The sequence below is a fragment of the Hymenobacter profundi genome (assembly GCF_019334315.1).
In the GTDB taxonomy this organism is placed as follows: domain Bacteria; phylum Bacteroidota; class Bacteroidia; order Cytophagales; family Hymenobacteraceae; genus Hymenobacter; species Hymenobacter profundi.
The window spans coordinates 1-21,702 of sequence record NZ_JAHWGL010000071.1 but is presented as its reverse complement, the minus strand read 5'-3'; the positions used below and the strand labels follow the sequence as shown (position 1 = coordinate 21,702).

General features: G+C 59.8%; 14 protein-coding genes. 10 read left to right on the top strand and 4 right to left on the bottom strand.

All coding sequences use genetic code 11. From position 1 onward, the window contains the following. Positions 1-11 precede the first annotated feature (11 nt). On the top strand, positions 12-1,223 hold the full coding sequence (locus tag KYK14_RS15405) for an outer membrane beta-barrel protein (protein ID WP_219160037.1): 1,212 nt from the start codon (positions 12-14) through the stop codon (positions 1,221-1,223). An 83-nt stretch (positions 1,224-1,306) separates the two neighbouring features. Here KYK14_RS15405 and KYK14_RS15400 read toward each other — a convergent pair whose 3' ends face one another. Then, positions 1,307-2,047, bottom strand: a complete 741-nt coding sequence (locus KYK14_RS15400; protein WP_219160035.1) for an RNA methyltransferase — start codon at positions 2,045-2,047, stop codon at positions 1,307-1,309. Here KYK14_RS15400 and tamL point away from each other — a divergent pair. Continuing rightward, entirely contained in the window at positions 2,038-4,548 is a 2,511-nt protein-coding gene (gene tamL, locus KYK14_RS15395; protein ID WP_219160033.1) for a translocation and assembly module lipoprotein TamL, read from the top strand. The two genes, KYK14_RS15400 and tamL, sit on opposite strands and share 10 nt — an antisense overlap. A 73-nt stretch (positions 4,549-4,621) precedes the next feature. On the opposite strand, the gene KYK14_RS15390 is transcribed toward tamL, so the two are convergent. Next, positions 4,622-6,727, bottom strand: a complete 2,106-nt coding sequence (locus tag KYK14_RS15390) for an alpha-ketoacid dehydrogenase subunit alpha/beta (RefSeq protein WP_219160031.1) — start codon at positions 6,725-6,727, stop codon at positions 4,622-4,624. 135 nt (positions 6,728-6,862) lie between these two features. Between KYK14_RS15390 and hemF the strand changes: the two genes are divergently transcribed. The 7 genes from hemF to KYK14_RS15355 all read left to right on the top strand — a co-directional run bounded on the left by hemF (position 6,863) and on the right by KYK14_RS15355 (position 18,610). Further along, positions 6,863-7,825, top strand: a complete 963-nt coding sequence (hemF, locus tag KYK14_RS15385) for an oxygen-dependent coproporphyrinogen oxidase (protein WP_281421354.1) — start codon at positions 6,863-6,865, stop codon at positions 7,823-7,825. Further along, complete coding sequence (locus KYK14_RS15380; protein WP_219160029.1) at positions 7,818-8,405, top strand: phosphatase PAP2 family protein; 588 nt, start codon at positions 7,818-7,820, stop codon at positions 8,403-8,405. The genes hemF and KYK14_RS15380 overlap by 8 nt, the downstream gene beginning before the upstream one ends. Positions 8,406-8,544: 139 nt before the next feature. After that, entirely contained in the window at positions 8,545-11,736 is a 3,192-nt protein-coding gene (locus KYK14_RS15375) for a GH92 family glycosyl hydrolase (RefSeq protein ID WP_219160027.1), read from the top strand. A 192-nt stretch (positions 11,737-11,928) separates the two neighbouring features. Then, positions 11,929-13,698 (top strand): class I mannose-6-phosphate isomerase, encoded by a 1,770-nt coding sequence (locus KYK14_RS15370; RefSeq protein ID WP_219160025.1) that lies wholly within the window; start codon positions 11,929-11,931, stop codon positions 13,696-13,698. Positions 13,699-13,843: 145 nt separating this feature from the next. Next, positions 13,844-14,644, top strand: coding sequence for a DeoR/GlpR family DNA-binding transcription regulator (locus KYK14_RS15365; protein WP_219160023.1), 801 nt, complete (start codon positions 13,844-13,846; stop codon positions 14,642-14,644). A 141-nt stretch (positions 14,645-14,785) separates the two neighbouring features. Beyond that, on the top strand, positions 14,786-16,162 hold the full coding sequence (locus KYK14_RS15360; RefSeq protein WP_219160021.1) for a sugar porter family MFS transporter: 1,377 nt from the start codon (positions 14,786-14,788) through the stop codon (positions 16,160-16,162). 72 nt (positions 16,163-16,234) lie between these two features. Next, the gene (locus KYK14_RS15355) at positions 16,235-18,610 is read left to right on the top strand and encodes a GH92 family glycosyl hydrolase (RefSeq protein WP_219160019.1); all 2,376 of its coding nucleotides are present in this window, start codon (positions 16,235-16,237) and stop codon (positions 18,608-18,610) included. Positions 18,611-18,675: 65 nt separating this feature from the next. On the opposite strand, the gene KYK14_RS15350 is transcribed toward KYK14_RS15355, so the two are convergent. After that, positions 18,676-19,266 carry a riboflavin synthase gene (locus KYK14_RS15350; RefSeq protein ID WP_219160017.1) on the bottom strand — a complete coding sequence of 197 codons (591 nt, stop codon included), beginning with the start codon at positions 19,264-19,266 and terminating at the stop codon, positions 18,676-18,678. Between the two features lie 111 nt (positions 19,267-19,377). Next, positions 19,378-20,784 (bottom strand): sugar transferase, encoded by a 1,407-nt coding sequence (locus tag KYK14_RS15345; protein WP_246601872.1) that lies wholly within the window; start codon positions 20,782-20,784, stop codon positions 19,378-19,380. Between the two features lie 170 nt (positions 20,785-20,954). Between KYK14_RS15345 and KYK14_RS15340 the strand changes: the two genes are divergently transcribed. Beyond that, entirely contained in the window at positions 20,955-21,608 is a 654-nt protein-coding gene (locus tag KYK14_RS15340) for a protein-L-isoaspartate(D-aspartate) O-methyltransferase (RefSeq protein WP_219160012.1), read from the top strand. Positions 21,609-21,702: the final 94 nt, after the last annotated feature.

Sequence of the window (21,702 nt, the reverse complement as noted above, 5' to 3'; positions counted from 1 at the left end):
GCTCCTACGCCATGAAACGCGTTACTTCCCTGCTAGCTGCCGCCGCGCTGCTGGCCCTGGCCGCGCCTTGCTCGGCCCGTGCTACCGACCTTTTCTCCGCTCGCTCGCTCCGCCCTACCCCCGTTCTCAACGATGATACCATCATTGTACGGCTCCCCAACCAAGCCGTGATGACGCTTTATGTGAAAAATAAAGCCCAGCTGCGCCAATTGCAGAACTACAAGCTCGACTCGCTGATGACGGTGCTGAACGGCTATATCAGCCAGGCCGAGGCAGCCGGCAAAAACTCTTCTTCGGGTGAAGTGACGACGGAGTTCTACCCTGCTAAAGACCACCCTGGCGCCGGCGTGCCCGAGCAAATCCGCATCACGGTGCGCAACGAGGATGCGCAAGGCAAGCCCCAGAAACCCACCGCCGAGCGCGTAGACGTGACCCTGGGCCGCATGGGCAACATCAGGGTAGAAGAAAACAAGGATGAGCACGGCAACGGCCACGTGTCCATCCACATCGACAACGACGGCAAGAAGGAAGTAGACCGCGACTCGTTGCGCCTGGCGCGGCGGCAGCGCGAGGCCAACCGCAGCAGCCAGAGTGCCTTCGGGATGGACTTGGGTCTGAATGCGCTGGCTAACAAAAGACTACCTGCCAGCGGCCAGCCCATAGATCTACGGCCTTTTGGTTCGCGCTACGTGAGCCTGTACTGGCGCTACGCCCAGCGCCTGGGCAGCAAAGGCTCGCCCATGTACCTGCTGCTGGGTCCCGAGTTTTCCTTCAACAACTTCATGCTCGATAATGATACCCGATTTGTATCGAACACGAGCTTGGTAAGCGGTCAACCCAATTACACAACGGTAGAGCGGGTAGGCTACAACCTGGAAAAAAGCAAGTTGGCCATGTCTAGCGTCAACCTACCCGTGATGCTGCAAGCAAATCTGCGCGACAAAGAGTACCACAAAACGTTCCGGCTGGCAGCCGGTGGCTTCGTGGGCTACCGCCTGGGTACGCACACCAAGCTGAAGTACGACCAGGATGGTGACACGCGGAAAGACAAGGACCGCGGCAGCTACAATCTGGAGGATTTCCAGTACGGGCTACAGGGCAGCATCGGCTTCCGTAAGGTAGACCTGTTTGCCAAGTACCACCTCAACCAGCTCTTCAAGGACAACCGCGGCCCCCAGGCCCAGAGCCTGAGCTTCGGCGTCTCGTTTTTCGGGATTGATTAAGGAGTAGGAAAACCTAAAAAGGCCGTCATACTGAGCGCAAGCGTAGCATGACGGCCTTTTTTCGTAACGCCTCAGTCAATTCCCTACCCCGCCCGGAAGAAATTGTCCAGCAGGATGGCTGCTGAAATGGCCACGTTTAGGCTCTCGGCTTGGCCACGCCCAGGGATGTGCAGGCGCTTGGTGAGGCACTGCTCCACAGCCGGCGTGAGACCGTGGCTTTCGCTGCCCATCACCAGCACGCCTTGGGGCTGCAACCGGAGGTGGTGCACATTATCGCCGTGCAGGTCGGCGCCGTAAACGGGCATCTCGGGGGGTAGGGAAGCGAGCCACTGGGGCAGGTCGCGCTGCCACACGGGCACGCGGGTGAACGAGCCCATGGTAGCGGCCACCGTTTTGGGGCTCCACGGGTCGGCGCAGGTATCGGAGCATACCACGCCGGGCAGGCCGTACCAGTCGGCCAGGCGGATGAGGGTGCCCAGGTTGCCGGGGTCGCGCACTTCGTCGAGCGCCAAGAGCAAGCCGGGCACTGTGGGCAAAGGCGACTCCTGGGGCAGGCGGGCTACGGCCAGCGCCGTTTGGTTGGTAGCCAACGTACCCAGGCGGGTCAGTTCCTCCGCCGATAACACCTCCACGGGTACCTGAGGCGGGAATGGCGAAATTTTTGCCGCAAACTCCGCCGTCACGAACAACCGTTCGGTCAGAAGTGTGGAACTTAGCAGCTCCAGAACGCTTTTGCCTCCTTCTACCAGAAAAGCGCCGTGCCGCAACCGGTATTTTTTTTGGTGCAGGGCGTGCACATATTTCGCTACTGCTTTTGAAACCATCGTTATTCGTTAATACGCTTGGGGCCAGCCAGCTCTGGCGGCGCCTATTGCTCGTGTGCTGGCTGCTGCTGGCCCTGGTTGGCTGCGCACCTACCAAGCTGCTGCCGCCCGGCCAGAACCTGCTGAATGAGATTGAGTTGAAGGGGGTAGACAAGGCCGACGCCGAGCGCATGCAAACGCTCTATCAGCAGCAGCCCAATTCCCGCTTTCCCATCCCAAAGCTACTCATCTATCAGCTGGGGACGAATTTTTATGATTCGACAAAGGTCCGGCGCAAGCTCAACGAGGACCTGGAGCGCTACAACCAACTCATTGCTGAGGCCCGACCCGACTCGGTGGAGGTAGCCAAGCTCACGCAGAAGCGGGAGCGGCGCAACCGCCGCTTTCAGCAGAAGCTCGAAAAGGGTAACTCCATTATGCGCATTGGCGAACCGCCGGTGGTCTACGATACGGCCCTCACGCGCCAAACGGTCACGCAGCTCGATATCTTCCTGAAATCCAAGGGCTTCTTCCGCAGCAGCGTATACGCCACCGACACGGTGGAGGACCGCCGCGTGACCGTAACCTACCACGTGCACGAGGGCCTACCCTTTCACTACACCCAGCTCGATTACACCATCCCCGACACGGCCGTGGAGCGGCGGATACTAGCTTCCCGCCCACAGTCGCTGCTACATGTGGGCGACCAGTACGACGAGGAAGTGATTGGGCAGGAGCGCACCCGGCTTGAAACGTTGCTGAAAAACGCAGGCTACTACGACTTTCGGGAGCAGTACATCACCCTGGAAGCCGATACCAGCTTTGCGCCGACCACCGTGCGCCTGCGCACCTTCGTTGCCGATCCAGCACCCGGCCAATCGCACCGCCTGTACACCATTGAGCGCGTGAGCTTTATTTCCGATGCCGGCATTGTCCGCTTCGGGGTAGCGCGCGACACTATCGTGCGCGACTCGGTGAAGTTTTTAGCCTACGAGCACAAAATTCGGCCGCGTATTTTGGATAATAAGCTGGAAGTACGTCCCGGTGACCACTACAGCCTGGCCAACACGCTGCTCACGCAGCGGCAGTTGGGTACGCTGGATATGTTCCGTTTCAACACGGTGAATTACCGCCGCCTACCCCGCCAGTCGAACACACTGGCCGACTCGGTGCGGGGCCAGCTGGCGGCCATTGTGAATGCCTCACCAGCCAAAAAATTTCAAGAAACCACTGAGTTTGGCGGCACTTACGTGAGCGGCTTGGTAGGGCCCTTTGCCAACGTGCGCCTGCGCGTGCGCAACCCGTTTGGTGGGGCCGAGGTCTTGGAATTTGGCATCCGTTCGGGCTTCGAGGGGCAGTATAACATTGCCAGTACCGACGATGAAACCAGCGGTAACCCAGATGCGGTACTCACGACCCAAATTGGCGGCAACGTGAACCTGGTGATTCCGCAGTTCATTATTCCCTTCCGGCCCCAGCGCTACCTGGTACAATATAATCCACGTACGCGCATCAACGCTTCGTATACCTTCGTTAGCCGGCCGCAGTACACCCGCACCAACGCCGAGGCTACGTACGACTATATCTGGCAGCGCTCTGAGTTTCACCAGTACGTATTCACGCCTGCTGATTTGAGCATCGTGAATACGCCCTTTAACTCAATTGATCCGGCGTTCTTAGCAAACTTACAAGAGCTATCAAACCAAGGTTTTCCGCTAATCCAGAGCTTTACGCGGCAGTTGGTACCCAGCATCAACTTCACTTCCCTCTACAACTCCAACGATTTTAATGAAACCCGCGACGCCCGCTACTTACGGTTGTATGCGGAGGTAGGTGGCCTCACGCGTAAGATCTATCAGGCGGTTTTTCCGGACCTGAACGTATTCAACTTCGCCCGTTTCAGCGCGGATTATCGTCGCTATATCAAGCTGGATTCAAAATCGTATTTCGTTTACCGCTTCAATGTGGGCGCGGCACGGGCTCTTACCCCTACCACCTACTACCCACCCGGCTCTGATGAGCAACAAACTGGTCTGATTATACCCTACGATAAATTTGTATTTGCCGGGGGCAGTTCCAGTGTACGGGCCTGGGCACCGCGTCGCTTAGGCCCAGGCTCCTTCTCTACTTTGATCAACGGCAAGCAAAACCTAGCACAAGAACAACCCGGCGAGTTGTTGTTAGAAGGCAACGTAGAATACCGTTTTCCGCTGTATAGCTTTATTAATGGTGCTGTATTCACAGACTTTGGCAACGTCTGGCTATTGCATGCCGACGAGTCTCGCATTGAAACAAATCCGGATTATAAAAACGCTCAGTTTGCGTTCAACCGCTTTTACAAAGAGTTTGCCGTGGGCTCGGGCTTTGGTCTGCGCTTCGACTTCACCTTCCTTATTCTGCGCCTCGACATAGCCACCAAAGTCTACGACCCCACTTACCCCGGCAACCGATGGGTGATTCGCAACTTCGGCTTCGGCGCCCGCCAAACAGCATTTAACCTGGGTATTGGCTATCCGTTCTAATGAATGAGTGAGTACAAAACGGCTGTCATCCTGCGCTTACGAAGGATGACAGCCGTTTTGTACTCACTCCTCGCTACCACCCCAGCAACTCGCCCAGCGTTTTAGCTACTTTTTCAGCGTTGGGAAGCATTTGGTTCTCCAACGCTACATTCAGCGGAATAGCGGGAAGGTTGGCAGCGCCCAGGGTAAACACTGGCGCGTCGAGGTGCTGGAAGCAGGTGCGCTGGATGCGGCCTGCGAGGCTTTCGGCGAAGGAGTTGAGCAGGGGCTCTTCGGTGAGCACCAGCACTTTGCTGTGCTGGCGCACTGCCCGTTCCACCGCCTCATAGTCCAGGGGATTGAGCGTGCGCAGGTCCAGGATTTCGACGCGGCCAGGAAACTGCTGGCTGGCGGCTTTGGCCCAGTACACGCCCATACCGTAGGTGATGACCACGCAGGTAGCGCCTCGGCGCGTCTGCTCAGGGTCGGCGGGTTGGGCAATGGCGGCCTGGCCCAGGGGTAGCACGTAGCCGGCAGCTGGCTCAGGGGTACGGGCATCTTCAGTACCCGGTACTTTGCTCCAGTATAGCCCTTTATGTTCTAGCAACACCACCGGATTTGGGTCGAGGAAGGCGGCACGCAGCAGGCCCTTCATATCGGCCGCGTTGCTGGGGTAGACCACCTTGATGCCCCGAATGTTGAGCAGCGTGCTTTCCACCGAGCCCGAGTGGTAAGGCCCCCCGCCCCCATAGGCGCCCACCGGCACCCGAATCAGGCTCTGCACCGGAAACTGACCGTTGGACAGGTAGCATGATTTCGACAGCTCCTCTACCAGCTGATTCAGGCCCGGCCAGATATAGTCAGCAAACTGAATTTCAACAATGGCCTTCGCACCTACGGCCGACATGCCGGCCGTGCTGCCCACAATATAGGCCTCCTGAATGGGCGTATTGAACACCCGCTGAGCGCCGTGCTTCTGGGCCAGCAGCGCCGCCTCCCGAAACACACCACCCAAGGCGCCGCCCACGTCCTGCCCGTAGAAGAGCGCCTCTGGAAACTCCCGCAAAATATCGTCTACCGCGTGCAAGGCGGCGTCTACCATTGTTACTCTCTCGGCACCGGCGGGGCTCCGCTCACCGGCTTCCTCGGTCACGGCGGGCGGGGCAAACTCGTGGTCGGCGAAGGTAGCGGGGTCGGGGTCAGCGGCTTGCAAAGCGCGCTGGTAGTCGTCGTCTACCGTCGTGCGGGCCTGGGCGGCCAAGTCGTCCAGTTCAGCTTCGGTGGCCAGGCCCATATCCAGCAGCTGGCGATGCAGACGCGGGAGTGGGTCGTGGGGTTCGTGCTGGGCGAGATTGTCGCCGCGGTATTTCTCGCGCCGTACGCCGCTGGTGTGGTGGGCCAGCAGCGGACAAGTAGCGTGCACCAGCACCGGCCCGCGGGTGTCGCGGGCGTGGGCAAAAGCGGCGGCCAGCCCGGCGTAGGACACGGCAAAATCGGCCCCGTCAATCTTCAGGCGATGCAGCCCCTTGAAGCCAGCCGCAAACTCGTAGGCATTCATGGCGCGCATCTCACGGCCGGTAGCCGAAATACCCCAATCGTTGTCCTGCACCAGAAAAATAACGGGTAGCTGGTGCAGCACAGCCATTTGCAGGGCCTCGCTCACCTCCCCCTCGGTCATGGCTCCGTCGCCGATGGAGCACAGCACCACGGGGCGCTGGTCGGCGGTTTTCAACAGGCCCTGGCTTTCCAGATACTTGATACCGTGCGCCATGCCGGTGGCTGGAATGGCCTGCATACCGGTGGCCGAGCTTTGGTGCGGAATAACGGGGAAACCCTCCCGGCGCAGCGAGGGGTGCCCGTAGTACGTACGCCCACCCGAAAAGGGGTCGTCGCGCTTGGCCAGCAGTTGCAGCATCAGCTCGTAGGGCGCCAGGCCCAGGCCCAGCAGCAGGGCATCGTCGCGGTAGTAGGGGGCGGCGTAGTCGGTGGGGCGCAGGTGGAAGGCGGCGGCCAGTTGCACGGCCTCGTGGCCGCGGGCGGTGGCGTGCACGTAGCGGGCCGTTACGGCCTTGTTTTCTTCGTAAAGACGCGCCAGCTCGGCGGCCGTGTGCATCAGGCGGTAGGCGCGCATCTGGGTATCCGGGCGGGGAACGGTGAACGGGGAAGCAGGGTCGGAAAACGGGGCGGGCTGGGTGGTCATGCAGGTAGGGTAGGAAAAAGCGAAAGTACGGCTTTGGGCGAAAAGTGCCTGCGGGGCAGGTTTTGTACGTATTTTTGCCGGCTCAAGCGGCACGTTTCTTCGCGTCGCGTTCTTTTGGCTCAATCCACCGCGCTTTTGTCTGCTTCTCCCCTCGTTTCCCCTACCCCTGCCACCCCTACTTTTCGCGCCACCGTGGAAAGCTGGATGCGTGATTTCCAGGACCGCCTGTGCCAGCAGTTGGAGCAGGCCGACGGCACTGGCGAGTTCCTGACCGATGCCTGGCAGCACCACCAGAGTGGCGGCGGCCGCACCCGCGTGCTCACCGAGGGCGCGGTGTTGGAGAAGGCCGGCGTGGCGTTTTCGGCAGTAGCGGGCGAGATGAGCACCCAGGCGGCCCAACTGCTGCACATGCCCAATCCGGCGTTTTTCGCCACGGGCGTGTCGGTGGTGCTGCACCCGCGCAGCCCCCGCGTGCCCATTGCCCACATGAACGTGCGCTACTTCGAGGCCGGCGACGGGCAGGCGTGGTTCGGCGGCGGCCTCGACCTAACCCCGATTTACGTGGACGAAGCGCAGGCCCGCTGGTTTCACGAACAGATACAGGCCGTGTGCCAGCGCCACGAGGTGGCCTCCTACCCCCGCTTCAAGCAGTGGGCCGACGACTACTTTTTCCTACCCCACCGCCAGGAAACGCGCGGCGTGGGCGGCATCTTCTTTGACCGCCTCACGGTGGGCAAAGATGGCTCAGCAGACGCGCTGTTTGCCTTTGTGCAGGACGTGGGCAACCTGTTCGGCCCTACCTACACCGAGCTGATGCGCCAGAACCAGGCCCTACCTTATGGCTCGGCCGAAACGCAGTGGCAACTAGTGCGCCGCGCCCGCTACGCCGAGTTCAACCTGGCTTTTGACCGGGGCACGCGCTTCGGCCTGGAAACCGGTGGCCGCACCGAGAGCATTCTGATGAGTATGCCGCCCCGCGCCGAGTGGCACTACAACCGTGTGCCCGCGCCCGGCTCGCCGGAGGCTGCTACCCTCGCTTGGCTGCGTAAGGGTGTCGATTGGGTTTCTTCTACCCCAAACGCCGATTCCCTTGCTTGAACAGCTGCGCGCCTTAGACCGGTGGCTGATTATCGCCATCAACCTGCACCACTCGCCCGCGCTGGATAAGTGGATGGTGTTTTTTTCGGAACGCTTCGTGTGGTTTCCAGCGTACTTTGTGCTGGTGGTGGTGCTGGGCTACCTTTACCAGCGCCGTGCCCTGCTGCTGCTGCCGCTGCTGGGCCTGAGCGTGGCGCTGGCCGATGTGATTTCCAGCCGCTTGTTTAAGCCCTACTTTGCCCGCCTGCGTCCCTGCCATGACCCGCAGGTATCGACTACCTTAAACCTGGTGAACGGCTGCGGCGGGCAGTTTGGCTTTTTGTCGTCGCATGCGGCCAACTCGTTTGCGCTGGTAATTTTTCTGTGGCTGGTGCTACCTGCACGCTACCGCCTGGCCAAGTGGCTCACGCTGGCCTGGGCCGTGGTGGTGTGTTACAGCCGCATCTACCTGGGCGCCCACTACCCTTCCGATGTGGTGGCCGGCGCCACGCTGGGCAGTCTCACGGCCTGGGGCTGCGCCGAGCTATATAAATGGGGCGCGGCGCGGTGGTGGCCGCATACTATGGCCCGAACCAGGTAGAGCCTTAGGGGCCGCACGCGCTTGTTCACAGTGCGGCCCCTACGCCCGCTCGCGGAGAAACCGGGTGATTATCAACCGCATCTTCGTTGTTTCCTCTGACTTCTGCTTATCTTCTGCCCCTTCCTTTGGCACGATAGGCATGACGAAAACACTTTTTTGGCTACTGCTGCTTTTGAGCGTAGCGGCCCCTTCCCACGCGCAACAACCGGAGCGCACACTCTGGCAAGTAGGCAAAGCCGATCAATCGGGGGCAGAATTTGCCCTGGCGCCGGCTGGTTTTCGCAAGTTTGTGGGACAGGATTTTGGCTACGAAGACAAGTGCTTTTTCATTGGGGCTTCCCAGGAAAAGCAGGATTTCCCGTACGTGCTGCCGGGGCCGGTAGACACGTGGGGCGGCACCTGGAGTACCGCCGGCTGGCGCACCAACCAGGTGAACCTTCTGTTTGCCCTGAAGAAGTTGCCCGCTGCGGGTAGCTACAAACTCGTCATTCGATTAGCAGACTACACTAAAACGTTTTTGCCGCTGCTGCATGTCAGCATCAATGGGCAGGAAGAACGAATCCAACTAAGCGCCGCGGGGTACGACGTGCGCCAACAGCGCCGGCCCACGATGACCGAAAGCCCCGCTGATACGGCCTCTATCAGCGGTAATCTGGTCAAGGCCACTCCCAAAGTCATCGAAATTCCGCTGGATAAAGGCGTCCTGCAAGCGGGTGGCAACCAAGTCACTATCACCGTTACGGAAGGCTCATGGATTCTTTTTGACCAGGTGAGTTTGCTTGGTCCATCGGGCGTGACGGTGCAACGCCCCCAACAGCTTTTCGTGCGCTCTGTAACACCTGCTCCGTACGAGTTAGCCGCCGATGGGAAGCGTCGGCAGCCGCTGCTGGTGAATGTGCAGCACGTGGCGGGCACGCCTACCCTAAGCGTACAGCTGGACGGCCAAACCATTTTCAGAGAGCCAGTAGAAAAGGGCGCGTACGAGTTTGAAGCCCCGATGCCCGCCGTAACCGTTCCTACCCAAAGTAAATACAGGATTCTGGAAAACGGGAAAGTGGTGCAGGAAGGCGTGGTGCAGCGGGCACCCCAAAAAGAGCAAACCCTGGCCGACTACGTGGATACCCGCATGGGCACGGCCCACTCCCGGTGGATGATTGCGCCGGGGCCGTGGATGCCGTTTAGCATGGTGAAGATGAGCCCCGATAACCAGAACAGCGGGTGGCAAGCAGGCTACCAGCCTACCTATGAAAGCGTGGGTACCTTCAGCCACATCCACGAGTGGACGATGGCCGGCCTCGGCGTATTTGCTACCAACGGCAAGCTCCAGACCAGCATCGGCGATGAGCTGCGGCCCGCATCGGGCTACCGTTCGCGCATTGAGAAGAAAACGGAAAAGGCCCCCATTGGCTACTACGCGGTGCAGTTGGCCGATTATGGCATTAAGGCGGAAGTGACGGCTACCACCCGCTGCGGGTTCGAGCGGTTCACGTTTCCCGCCGACCGCGACAGTGCCCGCGTGCTGCTCGACTTTCACATTCCGTCGGAGTACGAGTATCAGTTGAAGGAAGTGCAGGTGAAGCAAGTGAGTGCAAACCGCCTCGAAGGCAGCATTCATCAGTTTTCGCCCGGTGTGTGGAGCAACGACGCGGCCCAGGACTACACGCTGCATTTTGTGGTTGAGTTCGATCAGCCGATCAAGCGGCTCGGCGGCTGGCGCAACAACCAGATTCAATACGGCACCACCTTCACTGGCAAAGACTTGAAAGACGCCGGCTTGTTTGCCGAGTTCGACGCCAAGCAGCATCCCGTAGTGCAGGTGCGGTCCGGCATTTCGCTGGTGAGCATTGCCAATGCGGCCCAAAACCTGCAGACCGAAGTGACCACTCCGTTCGGCTGGCGCTTCGAGGCCATCCGCCAGCACCAGCTCGATACGTGGAACGAGCTATTCAACCGCGTGCAGATCACCACCACCAACCGGCTGGAAAAGATGCGGTTCTACAACGCCCTGTATCGCTCCATTTGCAGCCGCAACACCTGGAGCGACGCCAACGGCGACTGGCGCGGCACCGACGGCCAGGTGCACCGCCTACCCCACCCCGACGACGATGTGGCGCTGGGCTGTGATGCGTTCTGGAACACCTTCTGGAATCTGAACCAAGTGTGGAACCTCGTCACGCCGGAGTGGAGCAGCCGCTGGGTACGGTCGCAACTGGCCCTCTACGACGCCTACGGCTGGCTGGCGAAGGGTCCGGCCGGCATGAACTACATTCCGGTGATGGTGGCCGAGCACGAAATTCCGCAGATGGTAGCTGCCTACCAGATGGGCATTCGGGATTTCGACGCGAACAAGGTGCTGGCGGCCGCGGTGAAAATGCAGACCACCCCAGCCCAAAAGGTGTTCACGGGCTTTGCCGGCAACCGCGACCTAGTGGCTTACGAGCATTACCACTACGTGCCCTCCGACAAAGGCCGCTTTTCCAACTCATTGGAGTATTCCTTCGATGATTGGACGGTAGGACAATTGGCCAAGTCGCTCAACCAGTCCGCTATTCATCAGAAATTTAACGACCGTGGCTATTGGTGGCAAAACACGATAGACAGCGCCGGCTACAGCCACACGAAACTCAGCAACGGCACTTGGACGAAAGCCTTCGACCCGTTCCGCAGCGGCGCCAACGAGCAATACGTGGAGGGCAACGCCTGGCAGCTCACGTTTTTCGTGCCCCAGGATGTGCCCGCATTGATCAAGAAAGTGGGTAGGCAAACTTTCATTGACCGGCTGGAATGGGGCTTTCGCGAAAGTGAGCCGTGGCGCTACAATGGCCTGAACGACCAATACTGGAACTACCCCGTGGTGCAGGGCAACCAGCAGTCGATGCACTTTGCCTTTTTGTTCAACTGGGCGGGCAAGCCCTGGTCTACCCAGAAATGGAGCCGTTCGATTCTGGAGCGCTACTACGGCTACGGCGTGGGCAACGCCTACCTCGGCGACGAAGACCAGGGCCAGATGAGCGCATGGCTGGTGATGGCAGCCCTGGGCTTGTTTCAAACCGATGGCGGCACCAGCGCCGCGCCGATGTACGAGATTGGCAGCCCGCTGTACTCTAAAGTTGATATCGACCTGGGGCAACGGTTCGGGCGGGGTAGCAAGTTTACCATTGAGGCCAAGGGTGCTTCCCGCCGCAACCTCTACGTGCAGGCCGCCATGCTCAATGGCAAGCCGTTGCAGTCCTTTCAGTTTCCGGCGACAGAGCTATTGAAAGGCGGCTCATTGGTTCTCGTGATGGGTCCTCATCCCAACGAACAGTGGGGAGTAACACCGGCTAAATGAGCATTATATAGTAAAGCACGCAAGTTATTTTGATCGTTTACTATCAAAACGATCATATTATTCTTAATATAGCAGCGACAAAATCACCGCTAATTGGTCGGCACCATACGTCGGCACGCGATGACACTAGACCGCGCATCAGCTTTTAAGGGTGTAATGCGCGGCCCTGCACTACCCCTGTTGCTGCCTTTTATGCGCTCTTCCAACTACGATAAGTTTCCCTTTGTACCGGTCGCCGCGAGGCCAGATGCTTGCCAAACCGACTGGCCGGCTATTACTGAAGCACTGCGAGCGGCCCTACCCGCCGCGCCTACTGCCCCCGACCAACCCCTGGTGCTCGCCGTGGAATGCTACCCCGGCACCGACCTCAAGCAACTCCAACAAGAACTCGTGCAGGCCTTGCAGCCGGCGCAGTGCTTGGTAGCCGATGACCTCTACCGCTCCCCCGCCGACATCGACGCCATGGTGGCCGGCCCGCTCACCGACGACCCCGTTTTCGGTCGGCTCAATGGCCTGACGGTGACTGACTTTTTTGACCCGTCGAAACTTCAGGCGGCGCAAGCGGCACTGGCTTCGGCAGCGGGTCAGTTGGTGGTAATTGTAGGAACCGGGGCCACTTTGGTATGCCCTACCCCCGCTATTGTAGTCTATGCCGACCTGGCCCGTTGGGAGATTCAGCTACGGCAGCGGCGCAACGAAATTGCCAACCTAGGCAGCGACAACTTCACCGAAAAAGCCAGCTTGAAGTACAAACGGGCGTATTTTGTGGATTGGCGGGCGGCCGACCGCCTGAAAAAGCAAGTCCTACCCCGCGCCGACTTCCTGCTCGACACCAACGACCTTACCCTACCCAAACTCATTACGGGCGCCGACCTGCAAGCCGGGCTGGCGGCCGCCGTGCGGCGGCCGTTCCGGGTGGTGCCGTTTTTCGACCCCGGTGTGTGGGGTGGGCAGTGGCTGCGCGAAGTTTGCGACCTACCCGACGGCCCGCCCAACTACGCCTGGGGCTTCGACTGCGTGCCCGAGGAAAACTCGCTGCTGCTGGGCTTCGGCGACGCGCGCGTGGAAATTCCGAGCATCGACCTGGTGTTTGCTCACCCCCGCGAGCTGCTGGGCGAGGCCGTGCACGGGCGCTTCGGCACCGAGTTTCCTATTCGCTTCGATTTTCTCGATACCATGGGCGGCGGCAACCTCTCCTTACAAGTGCACCCGCTCACAGAGTACGCCTTCGACAAGTTTGGCCTAGCCTACACCCAGGATGAAAGCTACTACATGCTGGATGCTGAGCCGGGCGCGGTAGTGTATTTGGGGATGAAGGAAGAGGCCGATTTCCCGGAGATGCTTGCCGATTTGCAGCGCGCCCAAGACGACAGCTCGGCACCTTTTCCCGCAGCCAAATACATCAACGAGTTTCCAGCCAAGAAGCACGACCATTTTCTGATTCCGGCGGGCACCATTCACTGCTCGGGCGCTAATGGGATGGTGCTGGAAATTTCGGCTACCCCCTACATCTTTACCTTCAAGCTCTGGGATTGGGACCGGCTGGGCCTCGATGGCCGCCCCCGGCCCATCCACCTCACCCACGGCGCGGCCAACATTCAGCCCGACCGCACCACCACGTGGGTAGAGCAGAACTTGGTAAACCACCTAGAGCCCGTGGCTAGCGGCTCCGGCTGGCGGGAGGAACGCACCGGCCTGCACGAGCGCGAGTTCATTGAAACGCGCCGACATTGGTTCACCGATGTAGTGCCGCACCACACCCACGGTGGCGTGCAGGTCCTCAACCTGGTGCAGGGCACGGAGGCCATCGTCGAAAGCCCAACGGGAGCCTTTGAGCCCTTCGTGGTGCACTACGCCGAGACGTTTATCGTGCCCGCGGCGGTAGGCGCCTACACCATCCGACCCCACGGCGCGGCAGTTGGGACGGAGTGCGCTACCCTGAAGGCCTACGTGCGGACATAGAGCTAATCTGAAGTTTCCAGCTACAACGCTGTGTCTGTTAGGCTTCTATCCCCAGCTACCCCAGAAGAGGAATGCCAGCTGAATAGTGAAAGGGAAATCTTTTACAATTTCACCTTTCACATTTTCACCTCTAACGCTACTCACTGTGTCTGACTTACAAACTTCTGATAACGCCGCTACAACCCGTGCGCAAACCATTGTCGAAAAGATGCTCCATACCGGCACCGTAGTCGTGGAGGAGCTGGCCGCGCAATTTGGCGTGTCGGTGGCCACCATACGGCGCGACCTGACGGAGCTGGAGCAGCAGGGCTGGCTGCGACGCACGCACGGCGGCGCGGTGCCACGGGAGCCGCTGCTTTACGAGCCGTTTCGCTACAACTCCAGCTTTCACGAGCAAATTGACCGCAACCTCTCCGAGAAGCGCCGCATTGGACTGGCTGCCGCGGGCCTTATCCAAACGGGCGAAATGATTTCCCTCACGGCCGGCACCACCACTACCCAAGTGACGCGCAGCCTGCGGCCGGGGTCCAACGTGACGGTCATTACCAATACCGTGAACGTGGCGATGGAGCTGAGCCACCGCGACGATGTGCGCGTGTTCGTGACGGGCGGCTTCCTAACGGGTAGCTGGTTTTCGGTGGTAGGGCCCGCTACGGTGCAGGCGCTCAGCCAATTCTTTGTGGATAAGCTCTTTATCGGTGTCAATGGCATCGACGCCCAGAAGGGACTAACCTCCCTGCACCCCGAAGAAGCCGCCGTGATTCAGGTGATGGTGCGCCAGGCAAAACGCTGCATTGTGGTGGCTGACCACACCAAGCTCGGCACGGTGGCAACGTCGCTTATCTGCCCCGCTACGGATGTGCACCAAATCATCACTGATACCGGCGCGACCGAGGCTCAAGTGGCGCCTTTCCGCGCGCTAGGAATAGATGTGCTGCTGGTGTGAGGCGCCCGGCCTCCGTGCGCTACCTGCCTACCCTGCTCGCTGCCTATTTAGAAAGGTAGGCGGCCGGCCTCTACGAATACGCTTATTTATCGGCAGAGCGCCGCTTTACCCTAGTCCTTACCCTAACCTACCCACCATCTGATGCTTACACCCGCTGCCCCAGGCCCTACTCCTCGCCATGCTGCTGATGGCCCAGCCGGTAGTGCTGGCTACGTGTACCTGATTGCCACCGTAGCGGCGCTGGGCGGCTTGCTGTTTGGCTTCGATACGGCCATCATCAACGGCGCCCTAGTCTTTTTGAAGAAGGACTTTGGCCTGACGGATGCGCAAACCGAGCTGGCGGCCAGCGCTATTTTGTTTGGGGCCGTGGCTGGCGCCGCCGTAGCCGGTTGGCTTACCGACCACTACGGCCGTCGTCGCTTGCTGTTTGGGGCCGCTATGCTGTTCACGCTGTCGGCGCTGGCGGCGGCAATACCGCGCACGCTCACCGAGTTTGTGGTAGCGCGGCTGGCCGGTGGCCTCGCCATCGGGGTAGCCTCGCTGTTGGTGCCGCTTTACATTGCCGAAATTGCCCCGGCTCGTATTCGCGGCAAGCTGGTGACGTTGAACCAGTTGGCGATTGTAACGGGCATTCTGCTGGCCTACGTGGCTAGCTACTACCTGGCCGATTTAGGGTTGGCATCGTGGCGCTGGATGTTTGCGTCGGCGGCGGCGCCCTCGCTGCTGTTCATGCTTACGCTGCTGCTGGTGCCCGAAAGTCCGCGCTGGTTGTTGGGTAGGGGCCGCGAGGCCGAGGCCCTGGGCACGCTCACCCGCCTCAACGGACCGGCAGCCGCAGCCGCCGAAGCCGAGGAAATCCAGGCTGCCTTGGTAGCCGAGCGCGGCGAAGATGCCAACCTATACCAGCCGCGCCTGCGCCAGCCGCTACGGATTGCGGTGGTGCTGGCCGTATTGCAGCAAATCACGGGCATCAACACCATTCTCTACTACGGCTCCATCATTTTCACCGAGTACAACGGACAAAGCGCCTCGTCGGCCATTGGGGCGAATGCGCTCATTGGAGGCATCAACTTCGCGGGCACGGTCGTAGCCCTATTCGTGATTGACCGGGTAGGGCGCAAACCGCTGTTGCTTTTTGCCTCGGGGGGCATGGCGCTAGCGCTGGGTGCATTGGTGGTAGCCTTGCAGCTGCACGCACCGGGCACGCTGTTGCTGGGGCTGATTATGCTCTACGTGGCCTGCTTTGCGGTGGGCCTGGGGCCGGGCGTTTGGGTGGTCATCACCGAAATTTTCCCGAATGCGGTGCGGGGCCGGGCCGCCTCCCTGGCCACAGTAGCCCTCTGGATAGCGTGTACGCTTATCTCCTACACTTTCCTGTCGCTGGTGAAGGTGGCCGGCTTAGGCGGTGCTTTTGGGCTCTACGCGGTGCTGTCGGCCTTCACCTTCTTTTTTGTGTGGCGGGCCGTGCCCGAAACCAAGGGCCGGACCCTGGAAGAAATCGAGCGCAGCTGGCAATAGTTTACAGCACGTCATGCTGAGCGCAAGCTTGATGTGCTTGATCAACTCTTGAAAATTAATACTACCCTTTATATGAAACTGTCTTTCTCTGCCGGCGTTTTGCCCTTGGCCTTGCTGCTGTCGATAAGCGAAGCCAGCGCGCAAAACGTACTGAAGTACGTAAATCCCAACATCGGCACGGCGCACAGCCGGTGGTTTTTCTACACCCCGGCGGCTGTGCCCTACGGCATGGCCAAGCTGGCGCCCTCCACCAACGGCCACTACGGCAATAAGTCGGGCTGGGAAGCCGTGGGCTACGACACCCGCCAAAACTCCATCGAGGGCTTCGTGCATTTCCACGAGTGGCAGGTAGGCGGCGTGAGCTTCATGCCCACCACAGGCGAGCTGCGCGTGAAGCCCGGCGACCTCGACAAACCCGCCAGCGGCTACCGCTCGCGCTTCGACCGCAAAAATCAGGTGGCCGAGCCCGGCTACTACAAAGTCCTGCTCGACGACTACAACGTCACGGCCGAGGTGACGGCCACCAAGCGGGTAGGCTTCCACCGTTACACCTTCCCCAAAAACGATCAGGCCCATATCATCCTCGACATCGGCAACACGCAGGGCGAGAGCGGGGAAGTGACCGACGCCAGCATTCGGATGGTGGACGCTACGCACGTGGAGGGCTTCGTGAGCACCTACCCCAAGTATGTGAAAACCTACGACCCCGAGGGCAAGGTGAACATGTATTTCTACGGCGAAATCAGCAAGCAGCCGGCGAGCGTGGAGGCCTTTACGGCCGCAGGCACGCAGGGCAAGAAGAATGAAGCCACCGGCAAAGGCGCGGGCTTAGTGCTGAACTACCAAACCGCTGCGCAGGAAAAAATCGAAATGAAGGTAGGACTCTCCTATACTTCCATTGCCAATGCCAAGGCCAACCTGCAAGCCGAAGCCCGCACCCTGACCTTTGACCAGGCCCGCACCGCCGCGCAGGCAACCTGGCAGCGCGAGCTGGGCAAACTCGCAGTAGAAGGCCCCAATGAGCAGGACAAGACCAAGTTCTACACCGGCCTCTTTCACGCCCTGCTAGGCCGCGGCATTGCCAGCGACGTGAACGGCGACTACCCCCGCCATGGCGGCAAAACAGGTAAGCTGGTGACTAGCGGCCGCGGCCCCAAGCCTGAGTATATTAATACCGACGCCATTTGGGGCGGCTACTGGAACATCACGCAGCTGTGGGCACTGTCCTACCCCGAGTGGTACGGTAGCTTCGTGAACACCCAGCTGCAACTCTATCGCGACCGGGGCTGGTTTGCCGATGGCCTGGCCAACAGCCAGTACGTATCGGGGGTAGGCACCAACTTCGTGGGCCTAGCCATTGCCGCCGCCTACCAGACTGGCATCCGCAACTACGACGTAAATCTGGCCTATCAGGCCGTGCGGGCTAACGAATTGAACTGGCGCAACCGCCCGTTTGGCTCGGGCAAGATGGACGTGAAGGCCTTTACCCAATACGGTTACGTGCCCTTCAAGGAGGAATATAAAGAGTATAAAGGCGAGTGGTACAAGACGGATTCTACGGGCGCTTATTTCTCTAATTCGCATACCCTGGAGTATAGCTATAGTGCTTTTGCAGCCGCGCAAATGGCGAAATCTTTAGGCAAAAAGGATGATTACGAGCGCCTGATTAAGCTCTCCAACGGCTGGAAAGAGATTTTGAACCCGCAGAACAAGCTCATGCAGCCCAAGCTGGCCAACGGCACGTTCGTAAGCAATTTCAAACCGTACGAGCCATGGCGCGGCTTTCAGGAGGGCAACGCCATGCAGTACACCTTCTACGTGCCGCAAAACCCCGCGGGCCTGATTGACGCCATGGGCCGCGAGAAGTTCAACAACCGCCTCGACAGCATCTTCACGGCCTCGGCCAAAACGGACTTTGGGGGCGGCAAAGAAATCGATGCCTTTGCTGGTGTCAACGCCATCTACAACCACGGCAACCAGCCCTGCCTGCACATCAGCTGGCTGTTCAACTTCTCGGGCAAGCCTTGGCTCACGCAGAAATGGACCCGCCAGATCTGCAACGAGTTCTACGGCACCGAGCCCATTCACGGCTACGGCTACGGGCAGGATGAGGACCAGGGCCAACTAGGCTCGTGGTACGTCATCACGGCGCTGGGCTTGTTTGATGTGAAGGGCTTCACCGATGCCCGCCCCATTGTGGAACTGGGTAGCCCCATTTTCAGCAAGGCTACCATTCAGCTCGGCAACCAGAAAAAGCTCATCATTGAGGCCAAAAACACCTCCAAGGAAAACGTGTACGTGCAGTCGGCCACGATGAATGGCAAGCCGCTCAACAACTGCTGGCTGTACCGCGACGAGCTGATGCAGGGCGGCAAGCTGGTGTTTACGATGGGTAGCAAACCCAACACAACCTGGGGTACCAAGACCCCGCCGCCTTCAGCGCAGTAAGGTTTTCCTGCTACCCTTGTATTATATCCGAGGCCTACGCTCTGCTGAGTGTAGGCCTCGCGTTTTTATCGACCCAGCAGCTTGGCTACGTACTTGCCTACGATGTCAAACTCCAGATTTACCCGGTCGCCGGGGCGCAGGTCTTGGAAAGTGGTGTGCTCGTAGGTGTAGGGAATGATGGCCACCGAAAAACCATCGTCGGTGCTATCGAAACATGTGAGGCTGGTGCCGTTAATGCAGATGGAGCCTTTTTCGACGGTGATGCGGCCGGGACCGGGCGCGTGGCGGAAGCGGTAGCGCCAGCTACCGTTCTGGTCCTCCACCGATTCGCACTCGGCGGTCAGGTCTACGTGGCCCTGCACAATGTGGCCGTCGAAACGGCCATTGGCCGAGAGGCAGCGCTCCAGGTTCACACGGCGGCCGGGCTGCCAGTTGGCCAGATTGGTTTTTTGCAGCGTCTCGTCGATGGCCGTGACGGTGTGCGTGCCGGCCGCGGCATCTACAGCCACCACCGTCAGGCACACGCCATCGTGGGCCACGCTCTGGTCGATTTGCAGCTCCCCGGCAAAGGGCGATTCAACCGTAAAATGGATATTGGCTGCTTCGCGCCGCACGGCGGCAATGGTGCCCAGGGCTTCAATGATTCCGGTAAACACGTTATTTGATGTGCTGATTGGTGATGTGCTACTGTATGAAATGAGAACAGATGATGAGGCAGAACGTTTGGATTGATACGCCTATCCCAGCTTTTCAGTCTCGTTCAACAATCATTTCCCCCTACCCTCCACGATAATCTTAAGCGTGTAGAGGAGCACCCGCAGGTCCATAGCCAGGCTCATATTTTCGATGTAGAGAATATCAAACTTGAGGCGTTCTACCATCTGCGGAACGGTTTCGGCATAGCCATACTTCACTTGGCCCAGGGAGGTAAGACCAGGACGCACGCGGTGCAGGTGGCGGTAGTGGGGCGCTATTTTGGCAATTTGCTCAATGTAGTACCGACGCTCGGGGCGGGGGCCAACCACGCTCATGTCGCCTTTTAGTACGTTCCAGAATTGAGGCAGCTCATCGAGGCGCACCTTGCGCATGAAACGCCCCCAGCGCGTAATGCGCGGGTCATGATCAGAGCTGAGGGCGGGGCCCATTTTCTCGGCGTCTACCACCATCGAGCGGAATTTATAGATCCGAAACGGCTCCCCATGGCGTCCAATGCGTTCCTGCGCGTAAAACACTGGTCCCGTAGAGGTTAGCTTCACCATCAGGGCCGTGAATAGGTAGATAGGCCAGGCCAGCAGCAGAAAGCTGATGGCCAAGCCTATGTCGCCGCTACGTTTGAGCACCGCTTGCCACACGGGCAACAGATCATGCTTGATCTCGATGAGCGGCGTCCCGAACAAGTGATTTACTTTCACCGAACCCAGCAACATCTGGTAAAGGTCGGGTAGCACGCTAATGCGCACGGGCACGCCTTGCAGAAGCGTTAGAATATCCTGAATCAGGCGGTGCTCGGAAGGCTCAATGGCAATAACCACCTGCTCTATCTTCTGCTCCGCGATGATGCTGACCAGTTCCTGGTAGGAGCCTACGCTCGGCAGCTCGGCGGCCAAGCGCGCATCGGGCTCCTCACCTACTTGCGCAAACCCCACCAGTCGCAGCCCCAGGTGCTGGCCCGTCCGGCGCAGGTCGTGGTAGGTGTCGTGGGCCAGCGCCTGCGCCCCTACCAGCAGAGTATTGAAGGAGATAATGCCGCTGCGCACCAGCCGCTGCACGCTCGATACAGCCCAGGTACGCAACACCGCCGTGAGCACAAAATGCAACAGAAAATAAACCGTAATGGTCTTATAATACAGCTGGTAACTATTAACCCCTTCGTCGTCGAGTAGCAGCGCGAAGAAGATAACCATGGCACCCGCCACCGACACGCGCCCCAATCGGATGACCTCCGTAAGGCGGGATTTGCGAAAAATATCGCGGTATTCGCCGATGAGCGCGTATAGAATGGTCCAGAAGGAGGCAATGAGCAGTGCTGAACCAAATAAGTACAACCACACTCCGGCTGTGAGATGGTAACCTGTGCTGCTTTCGTTCAGTAAGTACTTGCGTAGCAGGAAGAAGCAGATCCAGGCCAGCAGCGCCGCGCCGAAGTCGGCGGCCACCAGTTTAAGCTTCTGCAAAGTTCGGAGCAAGGGAAAGAAAGGAAAAGGTGAGGCGGAAAAAGCGGTTTTGTGGGGTCGAAACCGTAGTTTCGCAGCCCGTGCCGCCAGCCTGGCCCTGCGGGCTGGCCGGGCACAAAGGTAGGGCATACACTGGAACCCGCTACATCGCCCGGCCTCTTCCTTCCGCTATGGACTCCGACAGCTACCGGCACCGTGGCCAGCGACGCGCCCTCGCGGCCGAGCTGCGCCGCAAAGGCATTCACGACGAGCAAGTGCTCACGGCCATGCTGGCCGTGCCGCGCCATCAGTTTTTTGACCCTGCGTTTCAGGCCCACGCCTACCAGGACAAGGCCTTCCCCATCGGCGAAGGCCAGACCATCTCGCAGCCCTATACGGTGGCCTACCAGACGCAGCTGTTGCGCTTGGCGCCCACCGACCGGGTGCTGGAAATTGGCACCGGCTCGGGCTACCAGTGCTGCGTGCTGCTCCAGCTCACCTCCCAGGTGTTCAGCATTGAGTACAACCAAGTGCTGTTTGAGCGCACGCGCCGCCGCCTGGCCACCATGCATCAGCCGGCGCACCTGTTCTGCGGCGATGGCTCGCTGGGCCTGCCCGCACACGCCCCCTTCGACAAGATTCTCGTAACGGCCGGCTCGCCTACCATCCCCCGCCCCCTACTCCGCCAACTGCGGGTAGGCGGCGCGCTGGTCATTCCGGTAGGCGACGCGCAAAGCCAGCGGATGCTGCGCGTGGTGCGCGAGAGCGAGGAAGAATTCGTGCGCGAGGAGTTCGAAACGTTCCGCTTCGTGCCCCTGCTGGGTAGAGCCGGCTGGGAGGGGTAGGCGGTGAGTGAAAATATGGCTGTCATCCTGAGCACAGCGAAGGACCTTCTCACGTGAGAACGATACTCGTTATTACGACTTGTTCACACGTGAG

What these genes read in the sequence shown, in the direction of transcription:
- KYK14_RS15390 (WP_219160031.1), bottom strand. Translation starts at nt 6,727, where the DNA reads ATGACCACCCAGCCCGCCCCGTTTTCCGACCCTGCTTCCCCGTTCACC.
- KYK14_RS15360 (WP_219160021.1), top strand. Translation starts at nt 14,786, where the DNA reads ATGCTTACACCCGCTGCCCCAGGCCCTACTCCTCGCCATGCTGCTGAT.
- KYK14_RS15340 (WP_219160012.1), top strand. Translation starts at nt 20,955, where the DNA reads ATGGACTCCGACAGCTACCGGCACCGTGGCCAGCGACGCGCCCTCGCG.
- KYK14_RS15370 (WP_219160025.1), top strand. Translation starts at nt 11,929, where the DNA reads ATGCGCTCTTCCAACTACGATAAGTTTCCCTTTGTACCGGTCGCCGCG.
- KYK14_RS15355 (WP_219160019.1), top strand. Translation starts at nt 16,235, where the DNA reads ATGAAACTGTCTTTCTCTGCCGGCGTTTTGCCCTTGGCCTTGCTGCTG.
- KYK14_RS15405 (WP_219160037.1), top strand. Translation starts at nt 12, where the DNA reads ATGAAACGCGTTACTTCCCTGCTAGCTGCCGCCGCGCTGCTGGCCCTG.
- KYK14_RS15400 (WP_219160035.1), bottom strand. Translation starts at nt 2,047, where the DNA reads ATGGTTTCAAAAGCAGTAGCGAAATATGTGCACGCCCTGCACCAAAAA.
- KYK14_RS15375 (WP_219160027.1), top strand. Translation starts at nt 8,545, where the DNA reads ATGACGAAAACACTTTTTTGGCTACTGCTGCTTTTGAGCGTAGCGGCC.